The sequence below is a fragment of the Sinomicrobium kalidii genome (genome assembly GCF_021183825.1).
GTDB lineage: Bacteria > Bacteroidota > Bacteroidia > Flavobacteriales > Flavobacteriaceae > Sinomicrobium > Sinomicrobium kalidii.
Genome location: NZ_CP089211.1, coordinates 515,899 through 535,372 on the forward strand (window position 1 = coordinate 515,899; position 19,474 = coordinate 535,372).

Here is a 19,474-nt window from a genome sequence, read left to right on the forward strand (position 1 = left end):
AACGGTTATAAAATGGTAAGCTTCAGTCCCAGGCTGTATGTTGCCATCCTCGGGTAATTGCCGTTTCCTCCGTCTCTTTCGGGTTCCAGGCCTTCCCAGTTGGTAAAGGTGATGGCATCCTGGGCGTTCAGGTATATACGCAGGTTTTTAATGCTTTTCCCGATTTCCGGAATGGTATAGCCCAGTTGCAGGGTTTTTACCCGGAAATAGGCGGCATTGCTCAACCAGACATCACTGAGTACGGCATTGGAACTGGCCCCTGTCCACGCCCTCGGAAAACGGCTGTCCGGGTTATCCGGTGTCCACCGGTTGTCCATATAATATTGTCGGGGTGTCCCGAGGTTATTGTTTTCCCCGTCCATGAGCACCGGGTATCCTTCAAGGCCATTAAGCCTGCTGGTACGTTTGCCCACTCCCTGTCCCAGCATACCGAAATCCCAGCGCTTATAACGCATGTTCAGCGTAATGGAATAATTCATATGGGGAAAAGGGTCACCGAGGTTTACCCGGTCCTGATCGTTAATGATACCGTCCCCGTTCTGATCCACGTAGCGAATGTCCCCGGGAAGAGTATTCGGCAACTTTGCCGTGGTGGCCTCCACTTCTTCGCGGGTCTGAAAATAGCCGTCACTTTCATATCCGTAAAAATTGTCTATGGCAATCCCCTTGTACCATACCTTATCTGCATTTCCTTTAAATACAAGTGTATCGGACTCGGAATAGCCCGCTTTCAGCACCTTGTTCCTGTTGTCGAACAACATGGCGCCGATGCTGTATGAGAAATCGCCGGCCTGATCGCTCCAATTTGCCGAGACCTCCCAGCCCTTGTTCTCCACTTCACCGATATTCACCGAGGATTCCAGGCTGTGCGATCCCGTGAGCGGAGGTACGGTAAAACTGGAGTAGATAAGGTCATAGGAATGTTTTTTATATACTTCGGCAGTGAGACTCAACCGGTTATTCAACACCGTAAGATCCAGTCCGATATTTCCCTGTCGCTGCTTTTCCCAGGTAAAGTTGGGGTTGGGCACACGCATGGTCCATCCCCAGTTGTTCACCACTTCCTGCCAGAGGTAAGGATCGACATTTTCGTTACCGATAAGGCCGTAAGACAAGCGGATTTTCAGGTTATTGATAGTGCCGTTCTCCCGGAGACCGGAGAGGAAATCTTCGTTATGAAGGTTCCAGGCCAAAGCTGCAGAGGGAAAGAACCCCCAGCGATGCCCCGGAGCAAACTTGCTACTGCCGTCAGTACGCGCGGTCATTTCCAGAATGTAGCGGTTGTCGAAGGAATAATTGAGTTTTCCGAAAAAGGAGGCCTTACTGATCTCGCGATAATCGGTATAGTTGTAATTCATGATCTCCGATCCGGCAATGAGATAGAGTTTGTCCTGATTCTTCCGAAGGGCCTGTTCATAATTGATATTTGCCCTGGCAGTAATTTGACTTACACTTACCCCCTGCTCGGCCCCTACGCTATTCTCCCAGGTTGCTGCAGGCTTGCCGTCACCGTCAAAAAATTTAAATGTCTGCCTTTTCTCTTTCCAGGCCGATTTGTTTATCATATAGGATACATTACCGTCAATGGAAAAATTATCAGTTATAAAATACCGGGGCCTGAGGTTAATGGTACTCCTGTCATATATATTATTTCTCAATCCCCCGTGATGAATGGATGCTACCGGATTCAGATCATTATAAAGGACATAGTGCTCCGGAAGATCAGAATCGTAAAATATTTCCTGTGTGGGGTTCATTTTCCAGGCATCCTCATACAACCCGTGACCGTCCGTATTAGCCATAAGCCTGTCTACCCGTAGCCGGTGAGCATAAAAATCGGCCATAAGCACAAACTTGTCATCTATATTGATATTGGTGTTGAACCGGGCGCTGAATTTTTCGCTTCCTTCATTGACATTTAACCCCATATCGGTAATATACCCTAACATCAGGTTAAAGGTCCCTACTCCCCCGCCCCCGGAGATACTTGCGGAAGCGTTGTAGGAATGCGCCCTTCTTTCCATGATCTCATCAAGCCAGTCCACATCCGGATAAAGCCCCTGGTCGGCCTGGCTGATATCTTCCTCGGTAAATAACGGTGTTTGCCCCTGCATGGTCCTGGCCTCGTTGTTGATCCTCATATAGTTTGCCGAATTTACAAAATCGGGCAGGTCTATGGGGTCGCTTATGGCTGCCCAGGTGTGCAGGTCTACCTTGAACTGCCCGGTTGTACCGCGTTTGGTCTCGATAATGATTACCCCGTTGGCCCCGCGCGAACCGTATAAAGATGCGGAAGCGGCATCTTTCAGTACACTTATGCTCTTTACCTGGTTAGGGTCTATATCCGTCAGGCTTTGTTCCATTCCATCTATAATCACCAGGGGAGTTTCATTTTGCAATGTACTTATTCCCCTGATGGAAATGGTTCCGGGCACTTCGCCGGGCATGTTGTTCCCCTGCAGCAGGGTTACTCCCGGAAGGGTTCCGCTAAAGGCTTCCTGCAGTTTGAATATCGGGCGGTTCACGGCGCGGTCCATATTCATTTCGGCCACAGATGATGCCACATGCTGTTTTTCTATGGTACTGTACCCTGTTACCACCACCTCATCCAGGGCGGTACTGGCTTCCTTCAGGAAAATATCGATCTGCGTTCGCCCTTCGGTGCGTATCTCCTCGCTCTTATAACCGATCATACTGAACATAAGAACGGCTTCTTCCCGGACCGCGAGCTGGTAATACCCGTCTTCATTCGTGGTAGTCCCTACATTGGTCCCTTTGACAAGAACGGTAACCCCCAGTAAGGGTTCGCCTTGTTCATCGGTGACGGTACCGTATATCATATCCTGCTGATACCTCAGGTTGTTGGTATTTCCGTAGCGGAAAACCGGGGACCTTTTCCGGGTCAGCACTATCTGTTCGTTCACAACCTTATAATTGACATCCGATTTTTTAAAAAGTTCGTCCAGGATGCGGTTGAGTTGTTTTTTGTCCGCTTTAATGGATACGTTTTTTCGGGTATCGACATCGTCAAGATTGTAAAAGAACTTGTATTCAGTCTGTGACTCTATGGCCTTGAATATCTCTTCCAGAGGTTCATTTTCCATATGCAGGGTCACTTTCGTTTTTTGTCCGTAGGACGAAAACGCCTGAAGCTGGAAAAAGGAAACGACTGTAAACAGTACAGCGAGCTTCATTTTCAGATCAAATTTTAAAGGACAAAGGGGGATGCCTTTAATCCGTAATGGATTTTTCATACTTTTATATTTTGGTGGTTCTACTTTTATTTTTAATCACTAAAATCCCTGATCGGGGAATGTGGCGGCATTCCCCGGTCTTTTTAGTACTTCTTAAAATCGGGCATGTATTGTCAAGGCATAGCTACAAAGTAGGCGGCCTTATGGAAAATCGTTTCATAATTTGGTTGTTTTATGTTAGTTGATCTGTACGTACAGTAAAAAATGTACTAAGTAACCACACAAATATTACGTTTGTGTTTTGCTGATGTTAATGTAGTATTAAATATATATCACCTATTCCCCGGGTTTTTCGATAACTATAACATTGTCCCTTACATGATAACTAAAAAGCCGGCTCTCGGTGAACGTGTGCAATACCTGTTCTATGGTTTCATTGTCGAAAGTAGCCTTGAAACGCTCTTCATTCAACCCGGTATAATTGTTCTTTATGGTCACATTGTATTTCCGTTCGAGAATTTTCAGCACGTCACTGAACGCCTTGTTATCAAAAATCACCTTGCCCTCCATCCAGGCGGTATAGTCTTCCACATCCACTTTTTCCGTCGTTATCTGCGATGTGCGTTTGTCTATCACTCCCATTTGTCCCGGTGACAGGACCGTTGTGACTTCTGTTTCTTCGGTTCCCCGAACGCCAACCTTTCCCCGGGTCAATACCACCTTTGTTTTCGGGTCATCCTGATACGCCGAAACATTGAAGCGGGTCCCTGTCACGGTAACATCCATTTTTTCTGTCCGGACCAGAAAAGGATTGTCCGGATCGCTTTTTACCTTAAAAAAGGCTTCGCCTTCGAGGAAAACTTTTCGGGTCCCTTCCCCGAATTTCACCGGGAACCTCAACCGGGTGCCTGCATTGAGATGGGCTATTGTACCATCGGAGAGTTTTAGTTTAAAGGTCTTTCCGTACGGTACGCGAAGCGTGTTGTACAACAGTTGATCCTGCGGAAGTACCGAAGCGTAATGCAGGGTGTCCCCTTTTTGAACAGTTATCGTTTTATTGGTACCGGTGATGATATGCTGCCGTTCTCCGGAAACAATGGTCTGTACGGTGCCGTCTTCCAGTTCCAGGGTGATTTGTTCATCCGGAATGACAAGTTCCCGTGTGTTCGACGACATGTAAGTATAAAGAAAATAGCCGCAACCCAGCAGAACAACAAGTATGGCAGCATACCGGATATATCCCCAACGGGTAGCGGTGCGTTTTTCAGACCGCCGGATCGTATGCGAAGTGCGGGCGTAGGCCTGTTCTTCGTCAAAATGATATAGCGAAGCGTGGAGAAGGTGCTGTAATTGTATCTCCTTTTTCAGGAACTCCTTTCCGCCCGGAGTTTCCATCCAGGTTTTAAGTACGCCCGCCTCTTCAACAGACAACTCGTCCCGCAGGAATTTTTTAATGAGATGCTTCGGTTTATCCTTCATGTAGATTATAACTACGCCTTTTAAACATTTACACACGGTTCTTATTGCGCCTTCCCGATATTATTCCCGAGGAATCAAGAACCTTTTTTCTGTTTTCCCGTACCTTTCTATATAGTATTACGCAGCTTTTATAAAAATCCCCCATGCCTTTTTAACTTTTTTTTGGAAAAGTATTATTCTATCTTTAATTTACTGTCCCAAAAAATGGAGACCCCCTAAATAATCATGGAATATTTTCCGGAGAACGAAACGAAATCGATTTCAGCTATCCGGTCAGGCAGCGAGGCTGCTTACCGGTCTGTATATCTGTACTATTACGAACGGTTGTGTATTTATGTCCTCAACTTTACTTCAGACCGGGTAGTTGCCGAGGATGTCGTACAGGAGGTCTTTCTCAAACTGTGGACCAGGAGACAACAACTCAAACCGGACGGTTCACTCAACGGCTATTTATACACCCTTGCGTATAACGAATACATAAACATTTACCGTAAAAACAGGCAACGGGACAGGGAACTGGAGGTTTTCAGATTAAAAAGCCTTTCGGAATTGCTGGAAGGTAATGAAGAGGCCTACCAGGAAAAACTAAGCCGTGTAAAAAAAGCTATTGAAGAGCTCCCTCCACGCTGTAAGGAGGTCTTTCTTCTGAACAAACAGCACGGTTTGCGCCACAAGGAAATTGCGAAACGGCTCGATATTTCAGTAAAAACAGTGGAAAACCAGGTAGGTAAGGCCATGACCCAGTTACGAAAAAAGGTGACTTCAGATTCGTTGATGTTGTTTTTCTTCCTGAAAAAAGTGCTGAAAAGCCACAACTTCAGAAAAATACACTGAAAAAAACTTATACATGTATTAATTAACAGGCCTCATCCCGACAAGGAAAAGGCCTGTTTTCACTTCTAAACTGTCGTCTCAGATCAATGATATACACCAATTTCCGCCAAAGCTGCAAATTGCTGTCCGTCGTGTGCTGACCGGGCTATGAATTTAAAATACCGGAACGTTCTTTCCGCCGGGAGTTCCAAAACCTGCTCATAAGTGTCTTCCAGGTCGCCCTGTAATACGGTTTCCCAGCTTGTGTTGTCATTACTCACCTGTATCTCGTAACCTTTTACGGCCCGGCTGCCTACGCGCTGGTGAATCACAAAACCTTTGGCCTGAAGTTCCTCCCCGGTATCGGTTACCAGGAAGTGGGGATAGCCGGGGGTATCCGTGTTCCAGCGGGAATGCCAGTATGTCTGCGGATTATTGTCTATGATATTGACGGCCGCCCCGTCTTCATTTACGGTTTCTTCCGAACTGAAATCCGTTACCTGCCAGTTGCTCTTGTCGTACTCGTTCTGCTGTCCGATACTGATATCAATATCCGGAACACCGGATACAAAGGCATAGTTGAAACCCGTCCAGGTATTGTTCCCGTTCTCATGATTCAATATAACACTGAACGTATATTCATTATTTTCCTTTTCCTTGAATTCGGACACCGGCATTCTTATTGAAAAACTGTTGTCGCCTCCCGGTTTGTTCACCCAGGTCACCGCCCTATACCCTCCGGGATCGGTCCCCGGCTTGTGATAGTAGGTGACATCTGTTACCGGGATATCACTTACAAACGATCCGGAAACCACAATATCACCGGCATCATAATATGCGCTCAATGCATCTATATAGGCATTGGTTTCGGTATAAAAGGCTTTCTCTTCCCTGGAAAAAACCTGGCAATTGTTCACTATGGCGGCGCTGGAATGTGCCAAAAAGGTAGGGCTGATACCAAAAGTGGAATTTCCCGGTCCCATCAGTGAAGTACCGTATGTACTGCTTTCGGATTCCGATACCGTAGACCCGCAATGCGGGAGGTTCAGGCCGTGTCCCATTTCGTGGTACAGTCCCCCGATCCACTTTGTGGCATTCCAGCCTACATCCCCGCCGGTCCCCAGGTTATCGTAACTCATACCGGGATAGTCCAGGGCGTAGGCATCTCTTCCGATACCGTAAAAAGGGACTCCCACTTCCATTTCTTCTCCTTCATCGAGTTTTTCGTTCACGGCCATGATGATCAGGTTGTGATCACCGGCCTTTTCTTCGGGATGTTCTGAAAAATACGCATCAACCTCAGCCTTGACTGCGGTGGCACCCCCTTCGTAAGGATAATTGTCGGAAGTCTTTTCTCCCTGGATGAAATGAAGTTTTACGAGTTGCTGTTCTTCGTTCTTCAGCAGTCCGAAGGTTTTGTTTCCATAGCCCCAATGCTGCATCCAGTCGCCGAAAAACTGTTGTCCTTCGAGCATTATTTTACTCAGTCTTTCGTGATAGTTTTCATTGAACTCCCTGTCGCTTGCCACAAAATAGATAACGTTCAGGTTATAGGCATGCGCCGATGTATAACCGTTTTCTTCCGGTTTTTCACCGGGACCGGGAAAGGTGTCGTCCGGTGCACAGGAATTGAACATTACAACAGCCGCCAGGGCTATCAGCTTAAAAAAGGATTTTCGTTTCATTGTATATAAAGTTTAAGTGGTTAAATTCTCTTATTTTCCGGTATTTACTTCCGGGGCATTAAATCCGTCGTATAAAAAGGCTGCCCCGCTCCGGGCAAGAGCAGCCTTAACAACTAACTAACTCCGTCAGCCGGTCATCACCGGCCAACTTATCGTTCTGTCATACGAAATTTTCATATCCCTGTTTTCAAGATTTCCCTGTACGGCACTAATATCCCGGGTTCTGTTCTATTATCCCGTCAGACAGATCAATTTCAGACTGCGGCACGGGCATCAGATAGAGTTTAGCGTCCCAGATACGGCTCTGGGCCGTAGTGTTCCTGATATTATTGATGTCTTTCATGACCTCGGGAGCCGTTTCCCAGCGCCTGATATCCATATACCTGTGTCCTTCCAGGGCCAGCTCTACCCTTCTTTCGTTCCGGATGACCTCCCGCAGTTTTTCCTTCGTGTTGTGAAAATTCCTGTCTACAGGCGGCATTCCGGCCCTTTCCCTGATCTGGTCGAGTGCGTCGTAAACAGAAGCATCCGGGCCACTCAACTCGTTTCCGGCTTCGGCATAGGTGAGCAGTACCTCCGCATATCGTATTAAAATGACATTGGCATGGTTCCCGATATTCTCCCGGTATATTTTCGGGTCTACCAGTTTCCTGAAATTATACCCGGTCTGCGACATGTTGGAGGCTCCCTGTATCCATTCGAATACAAAACCGTCTTCTATGGCATTCCAGGGAGAGCCGGGAAACATTATGGTAGCATACAAACGCGGGTCACGGTTGCGGAACTCTTCTTCAAAAGCAGGGTCTTCACTGTCATACCAGGTGGCACGCTGCTCCGGAGAAGGAGGAGTTACGGGCTCGCCCGTCTTATAACTGTTATAGCTGTTTACGAGTTCCTGTGTGGGTGTTACGGAACTCCATCCTCCTATGGACCCGGGAGGCAGATAGGTATTCAGGAAATTGTCGTCTACCTGGGGAATGCGCTGTCTGTCGAGAATAACCTCTTTATTACCTTCGTATTCCTGGTGAAAAAGGGCTTCGTAGCTTCGCAATCCCAGCCTGAACCTTTTTTTATCTGCTTCATCATCAAAATCCACCCAATGGCTGTAGTTATCCTGAAGGTTGATATTACTCTCCGTATCCAGTTTAAACAGGTCGTAAACTCCGAGATCCATGACCCGGCGGGCGGCATCTGCAGCTTCCTGCCATTGCCCTTCATAGAGATGCACCCTGGCTTTCAGGGCCAATGCAGCTCCTTTGGTGACCCTGCCTTTTTCGTCGGGTTTTCCGCCGGGATAGCTTACCGGAAGTACTTCGGCAGCTGCTTCCAGTTCATTCAGGATAAAATCCAGTACTTCCTCCCTCGGGGTACGGGGCACATCAACTTCGTCAATATTCAAGGTAGTGGTGACAAGAGGGACGGCACCGAACTTGCTCATCATCCTGAAATAGGAAAAAGCCCTGATAAACCTGACTTCGGCCTTATACCGGGCCAGCAGGCCGGGATCGGCATTTTCCACGGCATCGGCATTTTCCAGGAAATAGTTGCAGCGGCGTTTATCGATATATCCCCAACCGGCATTGGCGGCTGTTGTTATACTTCCGGAGGATACCTCGGTTGCGGTACTTTCCCAGGGATACTGGGCATGGGCATTGTCTGAAGAGCCGTCGTCATAAATAAAACCTTCTGCCGGCAGTTGATTGTATATGCCATTGACCGCCTTGTAAAGGTCTTCTTCCGTTTTCCAGAATGTGTCTTCGGAAAGTTCGTCGAGCGGGGGCCTTTCCAGAAAATCGTCAGAACACGATACCATTAAAACCATGGCCCCGATGAGTGTATATATTAATCGCTTATTCATTTTTCTTGTCATTTATACGGTTAGTAATGGATTAAAACCTGAAGTTAAACCCGAGGGAAAAGGTTTTTACACCGGGATACCCTCCCCTTCCCGACCCGGATTCCGGGTCGTAATCCGCAAGGCGCTTATCGGCCATAAAGGTGAACGGATTGTTGGAGGTGGCGTATACACGGCACATGGACATCCCCAGTTTTGAACTCACTTCTTCGGGAAATGTATACCCCAGGGTAATGGCCCTCACCCTGAAATAGGAACCGTCAAACAGCCAGAAGGAAGAACGATTGCCCGTAGCATAATTCTGGTTTCCGTCCTGAGATAACAACAATCGCGGAAAATCGGCATCAGGGTCCGGGTTGTCGGTGGTCCACCTGTTCTTTAACTCTTCCTTGATGCCTGCACCGTTGAAGAACGGGAAGGAAGCTTCATTGTCCAGGTAGGTCTTCACCTTACCTACGCCGTAAGTGAGCACTTCCAGGCTGATCCCCTTATAGGCGGCACTGAGGTTAAAACCGTAGTTTAACCAGGGAACATCATTACCGATAACCACACGGTCGTCTGCATTAATTACACCATCTCCGTTAATATCCCTGTACTTTATATCTCCCGGGGCGGTTGCAGCCGATTGAAATGCGTGATTTTCCACATCGGCTTCATCTGCAAAGAGACCATCGGCCTTATACCCGTAAAAGTCACCTACGGAACCGCCTACCCTTTCTATCCAGTAACCGCTGATCCTTTCTTCACGGCCACCGCCCAGGCTTAGGATCTCATTGTCGATCGTGGAGAAGTTCCCTCCTATGGTATACCGGAAATCATCTCCTATTTTATCGGAGTAGCTGACCGTGAGCTCAAATCCTTTGTTCCTGGTCTTGGCTATGTTTTCGTAAGGGATCCCATCATCCGGAATTCCATACGTTGCTAACACCGGTCTCCTCGTGAGGATATCCCGGGTGTCTTTTATGTAATAATCGGCCGTAATATTTAATTTGTTATTAAACAGGATTATGTCGAGCCCTACATCGGTCATATTTACTTTTTCCCAGGAAGCCAGCTTGTTTACGCCGTTGCCCTGCCATACACCATCCTGGGGGCCGTTTTCAAAATTATATTGATACCCAATATTCAGCAGGTCAAAGTAATTTCCTATACGCACCACGTTCTGATTCCCCAGAGATCCCCATGAGCCACGGAGTTTCAGATGGTCCAGCCAATCTACATTTTCCATAAAGGATTCCCTGGAAATGATCCACCCGGCAGAAAAAGAGGGGAAAACGGCCCGGCGGTGATCCGGGTGAAAACGGGAGGAATAATCGATACGGGTATTGGCTTCGAGCAAATACTTGTCGGCAAAGGTATAGTTAAACCTTCCGAAAAAGGATCGCATGGCCCATTCTTCCTGGCTGCTTCTGTTAGCCTGTCCGTCATTGTCCGAACTTATGTCCTCGGGATTCCCCGAACCGCTGCCCACGGTGGTCATATTGTCATTGGGAAAGTTTTTTCTCCCTACAAATGCCGTACGGAAGGTGTTGCTTTCCTGGCTCGCCCCGACCGTTACTTTTCCGTAGTGGTCGCCGAAACGACGCTCGTAATTTACGGTTCCCTGTATCAGGAATTCCTGTCGTTTTCTCCAGTATTCCTTCATTTCGTTAGGGGTTACCCGTGTAGCGTTCATGGGATCGCCGGTAAGGAAACTGTTTATGGGAGCTATAGTACTGTTGAAGGACCAGGAATTGGAATTGGTGTATTTCAGGGAAGTAAGTCCGTTTATGGATAACCCTTCGAGCGGGGTCAGGGAAGCATTGGCCGCCAGTTGCAGGTAATTATCCCTGTCCCAGGCACTCCCGCCTTCTTCGAGGATTCGCAACTGGTTGCGCCCGGCAGTCTGGGCATTTTCATTACCGGCATCCACAGAGCCCCATGCTCCGTTGGACTGGCGTACTACGGATGTGGGCAAAGAGCGGTTGAGTTCCGTCCAGCTTATATTTCCGCCGTCGCGGTCAAAATCCTGTTTGATAAAGGAGAAGTTGGTTCCTACTTTTAGAATGTTTTCAATAACCTTACTCTCCGTATTCAGTTTGGCCACTATCCTGTCCTGTTTTTTCCCCGGAATAAGCGATTCCTGATCAAAATAAGATACCCCGAGATAATAATCGGTAACCTTTCCGGGGGCACTGATGCTGAGGCTGGCTTCCCGTTGCGGTGCGGCCGAACGTAATACAGTCTCGTACCAGTCCGTGTTCGGGTATAAGTCGGGTTCGGAACCATCTGTAAATTTTTGGATTTCTTCGTCCGTAAAAATGGGTGCCCTTCCTGCATTGTTCAATGCTTCGTTATACAGCCTGGCGTAATCTGCCGAATTTACATAATCGGGCAGTTTGGTAGCCGACTGCCATCCGTAGCTCGTATTAATTTCCACCGTTACCTTTTTGGCACTTCCGCGTTTTGTGGTAACCACAATAACCCCGTTGGCCGCACGTGAACCGTACAACGCTGCGGAAGAGGCATCTTTGAGGACCGACATGTTTTCAATGTCATTCGGGTTAAGTGCGGCAAATTCCTGTGCGGTAGCGGGAATACCGTCAATGATGTACATGGGCCCCGGGGACCCCAGGTTGCTGCGTCCGCGGATGGTTATTCCCCCTGTATTATTACTGGTTCCGTCACTGTTACGCCCCACATCCCCGGGACGTTGCAATATGGTAACGCCCGGAGCAATTCCCTGCAGGGCATTTTGTGTGGATGTCACGGGACGGTTCACAAGTTTTTCATTGCTCACGGAAACCACTGCCCCTGTCAGGTTTTCTTTTTTCTGTGTTCCATAGGCCACTACAATCACCTCATCGAGTTCGGAAACGTCTTCTTTGAGGATCGCATCTATTTTTTCCTGTCCGTTTACGGCAATTTCACTGGTAACGAACCCTATATAACTAAAAACCAAAACAGCATCCGGCCCCGGAACGGAGAGTTCATAATTTCCGTCGAAATCCGTTGCAGTTCCGGTTTGTGTCCCTTTTACCAGTACCGTTACTCCCGGTAGCGGGCCACCATTCCGGTCGGTTACCGTTCCGGTGACCTGTAACTGCCGGTTTTCTGTGGTTCCGGATACTTTCACCGAACCGTTTTCACGTTCTGTGAGGAATATCTGTTCACCGATAATGCGATATGCGGTTCGGGTATCACCGAAAATGCGATGCAGTACGGCGGTTATTTCTTCTTCCTCCGCTTTTACCGAAAACGTGCGTTGCAGATCAACATCCCTCGTCCTGTAGACAAAGTGAAAATCGCTTTTACTTTCAATAACATCTATAAGGCGTGCCACGGTAATGTTGTGCATATCCAGGGAAATCCTGTTTTTTTGTGAATAAGAGGTATTGGCCTGCGCCGTAAACAGCACGATACATAAGAACAGGGTACTAAGCCTTATTTTGGCCTTAAATCCGGCATATAGAAGTCCGCCTCTTCTTCGGTGAAGAAAATTTTTCATACTTTTAAAAATGTTTAAGTGTGGTTAAATTTTGGTTTAATCACCGTTCCGAAATCGGGAAATGCGTCACCATTTTCCGATTTTTTGTTCCTGCTTCCGGTCAGGACAGTGATACGTTTCCGAATAATTTCCGTCAGTCTGCTGGTCGTTTCATAAATATTTGAGTTTTAGCGTTAGTTTATTCTATGATTATTTTATCCTTTTTCACGGTGTATTTTATACCATAGGTGATCTCCAGGTATTCCAGTACCTTTTCTACCGGTTCACTGCCAAAACTGGCATTGAATTCTTCGCTGGCAAGGTTTTTATTGTGAATACTGATGGACACGTTGTAATGCCTTTCAAGTTTTCTGAGGATGTTTTCAAAGGTCATGTTCCTGAAAACGAGTTCGCCATTCATCCAGGAAGTGTATACCCCGGTTTCCACCGGCTTTATCGTTAAACGTTTCTCACGGCGGTCAAAACTGCCTTTATGTCCCGGAGTGAGCATGGTTTTCGAAACGGTATCGGTTTTGTCTTCATATAATCCGACGGAACCCTCTACCAGTACCACATCAGTCAGACGGTCTTCCGGGTAAACGGAAACATTAAACCGCGTACCGAATACTTTTACCTGAAGCCCACCGGTATTTACTATAAAAGGATGTTCTTTGTTCTCTGTTACTTCAAAAAAGGCCTCCCCGGTAAGGAATACCTCCCTGTTCCCTTCCGATGAAAAGCTTTCCGGATATTTCAGGGTGGTCCCGGCATTCAGATATGCTGTTGTACCATCTGAAAGCACCACGTCAAAACGTTTCCCGTAGGGCACTTTTAATGTATTGTAAGCCATTTTGTTTTCTTTCTCCGAAGCGGTATAGGTCAACCGGTTTTTGTCCTGTTTTCCCACCACATGCCCGGAACTTCCTATAACTTCACCGGAGTTTCCGGGTTCGATTACCCTTACCTCCCCGTTACCCAGTTCCAGTGTGACGGATTCTTCCTGCACAGTGGTTTCAGGACTGTTTTCAAAAAGCGCGGCAGCCAGGAAAAACGTCCCGGCGGAGATTAAGACAAGGATAAACGCTGCAACGGTTAAATACCTTTTTTTAAAGCGTTTCTTCCGTATCGGAACGACCTTGTCTTTTTTTTGACCTTTTTCCAGGATTTTATGATAAATAGCATCGGCCTTACTTTCCTCCATCCCGGGCCTTTCTTCCAATAGCTCCAGTATATCCTCCACGGAGGGTATCTCACCGGATGGTGTTTGTTCCCTGAAAAACGCCACTACCTCTTCTGTTTCCTTCCCGGAGCATTCTCCGAGAACGAATTTTTCGAACAGTAGCCGTATGTCCTTTTTGTCTTTCATTAAAATGTTGTTCGAGCACACTTTCATGTATAATACAGTTGAAAGTAATCTGAGTACTATTTAAAAAGTCTTTTTTTTGATCTGCAGAATTTTCCTGACCTCATCTTGTAGAACAAGTTCTAAATGTTATTCCGCAATTATAGCACTGTTCTTTATACCTAATCACGTATTTTAGTGCCTTTAAAATTATCGGGGGTAAATTGTTTTGTTTTACAAAATCAACTACATATGATTATTTTCGGGACCAGGGGGATTTCCTCTACGCAGACATCGGGCAAGTTTCATTGCCCGCAATGCAATGCACAACAGTCTTACAAAAGAAAAAAGGTAACAAAGTTTTTTACCTTGTATTTTATACCGCTTATCCCCCTTGGCAAGAGAGGGGAATACGTGGAGTGTACTACATGTAAAACTACATTTTATACCGGGATTTTAGGGGATCCCGAATAAAAGAAAGCAGGCTACGGAAAATACCGGGATATCATAAGGCGCCCAAAACGGACAAAAACAACACAAAAGTAAGGTCGCTGTGGGCAAACAGAAAATTACGTATGGTTTCCAGGGCGCTACTCATCTGATTTTTTACGGTGCTTACGGAGATCCCGAGTTCTTTGCTTATTTCCTCATAACTCATCCCCTGGTTACGGGACAATTCAAAAATACGCCTGCGTTTCGGGGGAAGTATGGCTATGGCCTCCTGTTTTATACGATTGTAATAGGCGTCATCAATCGTGTTTTCGGCGTGGTTGCAGGATTGCCGACTCATGTAAAATATCTCGTTCCGGAGTTTGTGGTCATTGGCCGCTTTTTGTAAAAAATTGATAGCAAGGTTCCGGGTAATGGTGAACACGTAAGATTTAAAAGAAAGATCGGGATTCAATTTTTCCCGGTTCAGCCATATTTTAAGAAATACATCCTGTACGATCTCTTCGGCATAATCGTTATACTTCAGTATACTTTTCCCGTAAGCATAAACATCATTCCTGTAAAGATCAAATAACTCCCGGAATGCTGTTTCATTGTGGTCCAGCAGTTTTTTTACCAATGACTTCTCCCTATTTCCACTCCTTACACGCATGGGTTAAATACTATTATTCCAACATCATTTCAGTTGTTATGCATAATTTCAGAAAACCGGAAGGCAATCCTTTCATAAAAGTGTACGAACACACAATTATTTTAAAAAAAATGCAAGTGTTGCCTTTATTCTGTATTACCTGCATAATTATTCTTAAAAAAATCTTAAAACTTCAGCTAATATATAACTTTTTTCGATGTACGGAAAAAATGCTTTTTCTTTTTTGTCCCTTTTTATTTCAAAAAACAGCATTCCTTTCTGAAAAAACAGATAAAAACCGTCCCTGGTACTGACTTCGGGACGGTTTTTGTTATTGTGAATACTGATTTCCGATTATCTTCCGGATTACTCTGTTTCCGATATAAAGGTGCCGTTCGCCCCCTCTGCCGTATTTTCTTCTGCATCCGGAGCTACAAGTTCGGGCAGTTTTTCTTCAAACAGTTCATAGAACTCCTGACCGGACATAATATGGCCCTGTTTATGCACGTTACGGGCCAATTCATAAGCCCATTCGGCAGCGGCCATACGCTGGTTCGGCGTGCCGTGATGGCCGGAATTGGTAAATCCGCAGTCGCCTATATTGTAAAACACTTCAAAAAACTGTTTCACACGTTTCCAGTTCATCGTAGCGCCTCTTTTATGTGTAAGGTAATATGCGGCAAAGGCATCGGCCATTAATTCCGTTCTCCTGGTCGCTTCAGGTTCGTCTTCGGGGTCTACGTCTACAAAATAACCGTTATCGTACTGGATCTGATGCCCGAACTCATGTGCGAGTATGGCCTGGGGAGCCACATCACCGAAACCTATGGCGTCCATGCCCTGCATGATACCGTCACCCATTACAATTTTATCCGGGATAAATCCTAAAGGTGCTACTTCCTGTCCCTGAAAGGCAAAAGCGTTGAAAGTAAAGATAGCCCCGTTTTCGCGGTTAAGGGTTTCGTATTCCTCTACAGTTTCCTTCAGGAATTCCGCGGTGCCCATATTTTCTTCTATGGTGCCCCCGTAGAGCAGTTGCAGTGTTTCTGCCGATTTTTGAAGATCGAGATAGGTATCGAAATGCATTCCGGCGAGTTCCATGTCACCCGCATCGATATCCCAGAAACGGGACAGGTCCCTGAAGGTCCGTTGTATTTGATTGGTATACTCCCCGTCAGGGCCGAAATAGGCCTTTTTGTTTACGTCCTCATCCAAAAGCAGGGCATAATATGTAGGTATATCCCCGTAGAATGTATAGACCAGCGCCTCGAACAAGCTCCAGCCTTCGGTCAGATAGCTCGTGTATTCCGTAAGGGGAAGCTCATCCGTACTGCATTCATAATCATCGCCGTCGATAGCACTTTCCACCTGACTTTTGAACTGTCCGTCAATAAAATTAAACCGATCGGTAAATTCCCCGAGTTTTTCTTCCGCACTTTCCGGAAGCGAGGCCCTCAGCCTGTCCATTCGTTCCGATTGTTCTACCGTGTCAATTTCCGTTACGGTATACTGGGCATTCAATTCTTCTTCGTAAGCACTTTCTTCATTACAGCTCACGAACAAACCGGCAGACAAGGTGCAAACACCTAATAGCATCTTAATTCTTTTCATGGTAATAGTGATTTGTTTAAAATTTAACATTATTCACACTATTAGTTAAAAGAAGTTCCGTTTTCTTACACGGAAAGGACTCTTTTTGACAAAAAAGACACAAAAACACTACATGTCAAATATTTATATCGGAGAGTAGTCGGCGTAATTTCCGGATTCTCCATCCGTAAAAGAGCCAGACCAACAACCAGAAAACGAGAAAGAGTACCGCACCGAAAAAGAGCTCATTCCCTATGAAGAATACATACCTTTTTAAGGGGTTTTCCATTTGCAGAAACTCCAGTGACCTTTTACTCACTGCATGGAAATCACTGCCTTTTACCAGGGTACCGACAATGTAATATATAATGATACCCAGTGCATAAAACAGGGCAAACAGTAGATAATACCTGTAAAAGCGTTTCATCAGTTCCAATACCTTTTCGGTATTTTCCTTTACGGAAAGCGTTCGGTTAAAAGGGCTCTTTATTTTCCGGATGACCCGTATAAAAATAACCATAAGTACCACAGAAAAAAGAATATTAACCAGTTCAAAGTTTTTGGCCCAGCGATCATCTGTCTTAAAAAACATAATGGCCGAATCGACGATCTCCCATGCAAAGATCAGGATCTCCAGACGTAAAAATATCCGGAAATAACGCAAAGCAGCCCTGCGTTTCGACCGGATTATCGAAACCATCTCTTCCTTGCCAGGCATTTCAACGGCAGGAGTGTCGAGCTTTTTGCTCAATGTGGTTTTAAAATCGTCTAAATCCATAATCGGCCTGTCCGGCATTAATAGTTACCGGCTTCCTTTTTTAAAAACTGTTTTATCCTGTTTATTTTCACCCCTACATTACTAACGGAAATTCCAAGTATTTCTGACATCTCCTCGTAACTGTGATTATCAATGTACAACAATACCAATGCCTTATCTACGGGAGAAAGCTTGTTTATCGTTTGATATAAGATATCGATCTGCGATTTTCTGGACTCATCTTCGCCTCTGAGATTGATGTATCCGGATTCGATAAGCTTTGTCCGATCGTTCTTTTTGCGTTTCTTGATTTGTGTAATAGCAGTGTTCATGGCTACACGATACAGCCATGTGGAAAATTTGGAATTGCCTTTAAAATTCGGGAAGGACGACCACGCCTGGTAAAGAATTTCCTGAAACAGGTCTTTTTTATCCGATGCTACCTCAGCATAAAGGTTTACCACTTTATGAATTATTTTCTGGTTTTCCCCGATAAGTTCCATAAACCTTTCCTCCATAGCAGATCATGTCATTTGCCATACATGCCAGATAATGCTTAGGGGGGTAGTTGGATGTAATTTGATACTGACAAACATACTATTTTTTAACAGAAAAAGGTACCTGAGAGAACCATAAATATGATGTTCCCGCCAGGTACCTTACATTAATTCTGTTCCGACAAGCCGAAAATCCGGTCCCTAAAATCAGGTTTTGGCCTTTTGATAATTTCCATCATCCGTACCAGCACCGGACGTTTCGATGACGATCACAAAGGGTTTGTTTACGGAAGCATCCGGTTTGTGGTATATAAAATATTCATCACGGTGTATTTTTTCGATATTCAGCTCAGTTTCCGGTTTTTCCAGCAGGTAGGCCTTTTCCAGCCGGTTTTTTTTCGGGGTTTTTACGCGGAGGGCACCGGAGACAGGGGTATTGAAGACCACCATGTATGTTTTTCCGGTTTTCCGGTTTACGGTGTAGTAGCCCCAGTCTTCTTTTTCCCAGGCCAGGTGTCCGCATCCGTATACGGCTTCGCTGTTTATCGCCATCCAGTCTCCTATTTCCGCTGCCAGTTCCGTTTCTTCCGGTCGGATATTTCCCTGTCCGTCCGGGCCGAAATTGAGTACGAAATTACCGTCCAGTGAGACGGCCTTTACCAACATTTCTATCAATTCGTTACTCGTCTTTACATGGCCCCTCCAATCGGAATGATAACCCCACTGGTTCTCCGGAATGGTCATAACACAATCCCAGTCGTTGCCATTGGTATCTTCTATGGTATTCGGCATTTTACGCTCCCAGCCCTGTTCATAATCCCCTATCAGATCGCCATTGGTATCAAAGTGGCGGTTGCCGTTTTCATCCGGGCGAAAGCGGCTCCCGATGATAAGCCCGGGCACCATTTCCCGAAGCTCTTCACCCAGTGCATCGGCAAACTCTGCCTGTTCCTTCCAGGCCGGGTCCCATGTACCGTCAAACCATAAGCCCTTGGTTGAAGGGTACCGGGTGAGCAGTTCCACAAGCTGGTTACGGGTGAATTTTTTGAATGCTTCATATCCCTCCCTGTCTTCTTCACTCTTCAGACTACTCCTATATCCGGGATGGTTCCAGTCTATGATAGAAAAATACAGGTAAACATCTATCCCTTCGGCATCATAGGCTTCTACCAGTTGTCCTATGATATCCTTTTTATACGGGCTTTTTTCAACGGTATAATCAGTATATTCACTGGGCCACAGGCAAAAACCGTCGTGATGTTTTGTAGTGATGATCACATATCTGGCCCCCATATCTGCGGCCTGTTCTGCCCATGACTTAGCATCGAATTTTTTCGGGTTGAATTGCTTGTAAAGGTTGTCATACGCATCTTTCGGCATGCCCTTCCAGGAACGTATCCATTCGGCTGCACCCGGATAATATTTACCGTCCCAGTGTCCGCCGGGAATGGCATATACCCCCCAGTGTATGAATTGTCCCAGTCCGTAATTGCGCCAGGTCTGCATGTATTTGTCGGTACGTTTTCCGAGCCGGTGTGCTCCGTGTTCAAGATTTACCGAAACTCTTTTTTCCGGTTTATGCGATTGGGCGTTCAGGCCCATGCCAAATGATAAAAATGTTATCAGCAAATAAATAAACGCTATTCTTTTCATGTTTTTAATTCCTTTTTTTGTATTGGTTCCAATGTTCCTAACAAATCCGACAGACGACTTCG

13 protein-coding genes are annotated in these 19,474 nt (G+C 46.0%); 2 read left to right on the forward strand and 11 right to left on the reverse strand.

Translation table 11 applies throughout. The annotated features are described in order from the left end of the window. Positions 1-5 precede the first annotated feature (5 nt). Positions 6-3,194, reverse strand: coding sequence for a TonB-dependent receptor (locus LS482_RS01965; protein WP_233030063.1), 3,189 nt, complete (start codon positions 3,192-3,194; stop codon positions 6-8). Positions 3,195-3,530: 336 nt separating this feature from the next. Beyond that, positions 3,531-4,673 (reverse strand): FecR family protein, encoded by a 1,143-nt coding sequence (locus LS482_RS01970; RefSeq protein WP_233030064.1) that lies wholly within the window; start codon positions 4,671-4,673, stop codon positions 3,531-3,533. 225 nt (positions 4,674-4,898) lie between these two features. On the opposite strand from LS482_RS01970, the gene LS482_RS01975 reads away from it, so the two are divergent. Further along, positions 4,899-5,507, forward strand: a complete 609-nt coding sequence (locus LS482_RS01975) for an RNA polymerase sigma factor (RefSeq protein ID WP_233030065.1) — start codon at positions 4,899-4,901, stop codon at positions 5,505-5,507. Between the two features lie 83 nt (positions 5,508-5,590). Here LS482_RS01975 and LS482_RS01980 read toward each other — a convergent pair whose 3' ends face one another. The 4 genes from LS482_RS01980 to LS482_RS01995 all read right to left on the reverse strand — a co-directional run bounded on the left by LS482_RS01980 (position 5,591) and on the right by LS482_RS01995 (position 13,858). Then, on the reverse strand, positions 5,591-7,171 hold the full coding sequence (locus tag LS482_RS01980) for a discoidin domain-containing protein (RefSeq protein ID WP_233030066.1): 1,581 nt from the start codon (positions 7,169-7,171) through the stop codon (positions 5,591-5,593). Between the two features lie 208 nt (positions 7,172-7,379). Next, complete coding sequence (locus tag LS482_RS01985) at positions 7,380-9,029, reverse strand: RagB/SusD family nutrient uptake outer membrane protein (RefSeq protein ID WP_233030067.1); 1,650 nt, start codon at positions 9,027-9,029, stop codon at positions 7,380-7,382. Between the two features lie 31 nt (positions 9,030-9,060). Further along, on the reverse strand, positions 9,061-12,513 hold the full coding sequence (locus tag LS482_RS01990; protein WP_233030069.1) for a SusC/RagA family TonB-linked outer membrane protein: 3,453 nt from the start codon (positions 12,511-12,513) through the stop codon (positions 9,061-9,063). 178 nt (positions 12,514-12,691) lie between these two features. Continuing rightward, complete coding sequence (locus LS482_RS01995; protein WP_233030070.1) at positions 12,692-13,858, reverse strand: FecR family protein; 1,167 nt, start codon at positions 13,856-13,858, stop codon at positions 12,692-12,694. Positions 13,859-14,086: 228 nt separating this feature from the next. Between LS482_RS01995 and LS482_RS21735 the strand changes: the two genes are divergently transcribed. Continuing rightward, entirely contained in the window at positions 14,087-14,308 is a 222-nt protein-coding gene (locus LS482_RS21735) for a zinc-ribbon domain-containing protein (RefSeq protein WP_367890590.1), read from the forward strand. Between the two features lie 31 nt (positions 14,309-14,339). Here LS482_RS21735 and LS482_RS02000 read toward each other — a convergent pair whose 3' ends face one another. The 5 genes from LS482_RS02000 to LS482_RS02020 form a co-directional block, all read right to left on the reverse strand. Then, on the reverse strand, positions 14,340-14,936 hold the full coding sequence (locus LS482_RS02000) for an RNA polymerase sigma-70 factor (RefSeq protein ID WP_233030071.1): 597 nt from the start codon (positions 14,934-14,936) through the stop codon (positions 14,340-14,342). Positions 14,937-15,281: 345 nt separating this feature from the next. Beyond that, entirely contained in the window at positions 15,282-16,526 is a 1,245-nt protein-coding gene (locus LS482_RS02005; RefSeq protein WP_233030072.1) for a neutral zinc metallopeptidase, read from the reverse strand. A 115-nt stretch (positions 16,527-16,641) separates the two neighbouring features. Further along, positions 16,642-17,283, reverse strand: a complete 642-nt coding sequence (locus LS482_RS02010) for a DUF8845 family protein (RefSeq protein ID WP_233030073.1) — start codon at positions 17,281-17,283, stop codon at positions 16,642-16,644. Positions 17,284-17,300: 17 nt separating this feature from the next. Further along, positions 17,301-17,780: an RNA polymerase sigma factor gene (locus LS482_RS02015; protein ID WP_233030074.1), complete on the reverse strand. Its 480-nt coding sequence runs from the start codon at positions 17,778-17,780 to the stop codon at positions 17,301-17,303. Positions 17,781-17,966: 186 nt separating this feature from the next. Then, positions 17,967-19,412: an alpha-L-fucosidase gene (locus tag LS482_RS02020; RefSeq protein ID WP_233030075.1), complete on the reverse strand. Its 1,446-nt coding sequence runs from the start codon at positions 19,410-19,412 to the stop codon at positions 17,967-17,969. Positions 19,413-19,474 lie beyond the last annotated feature (62 nt).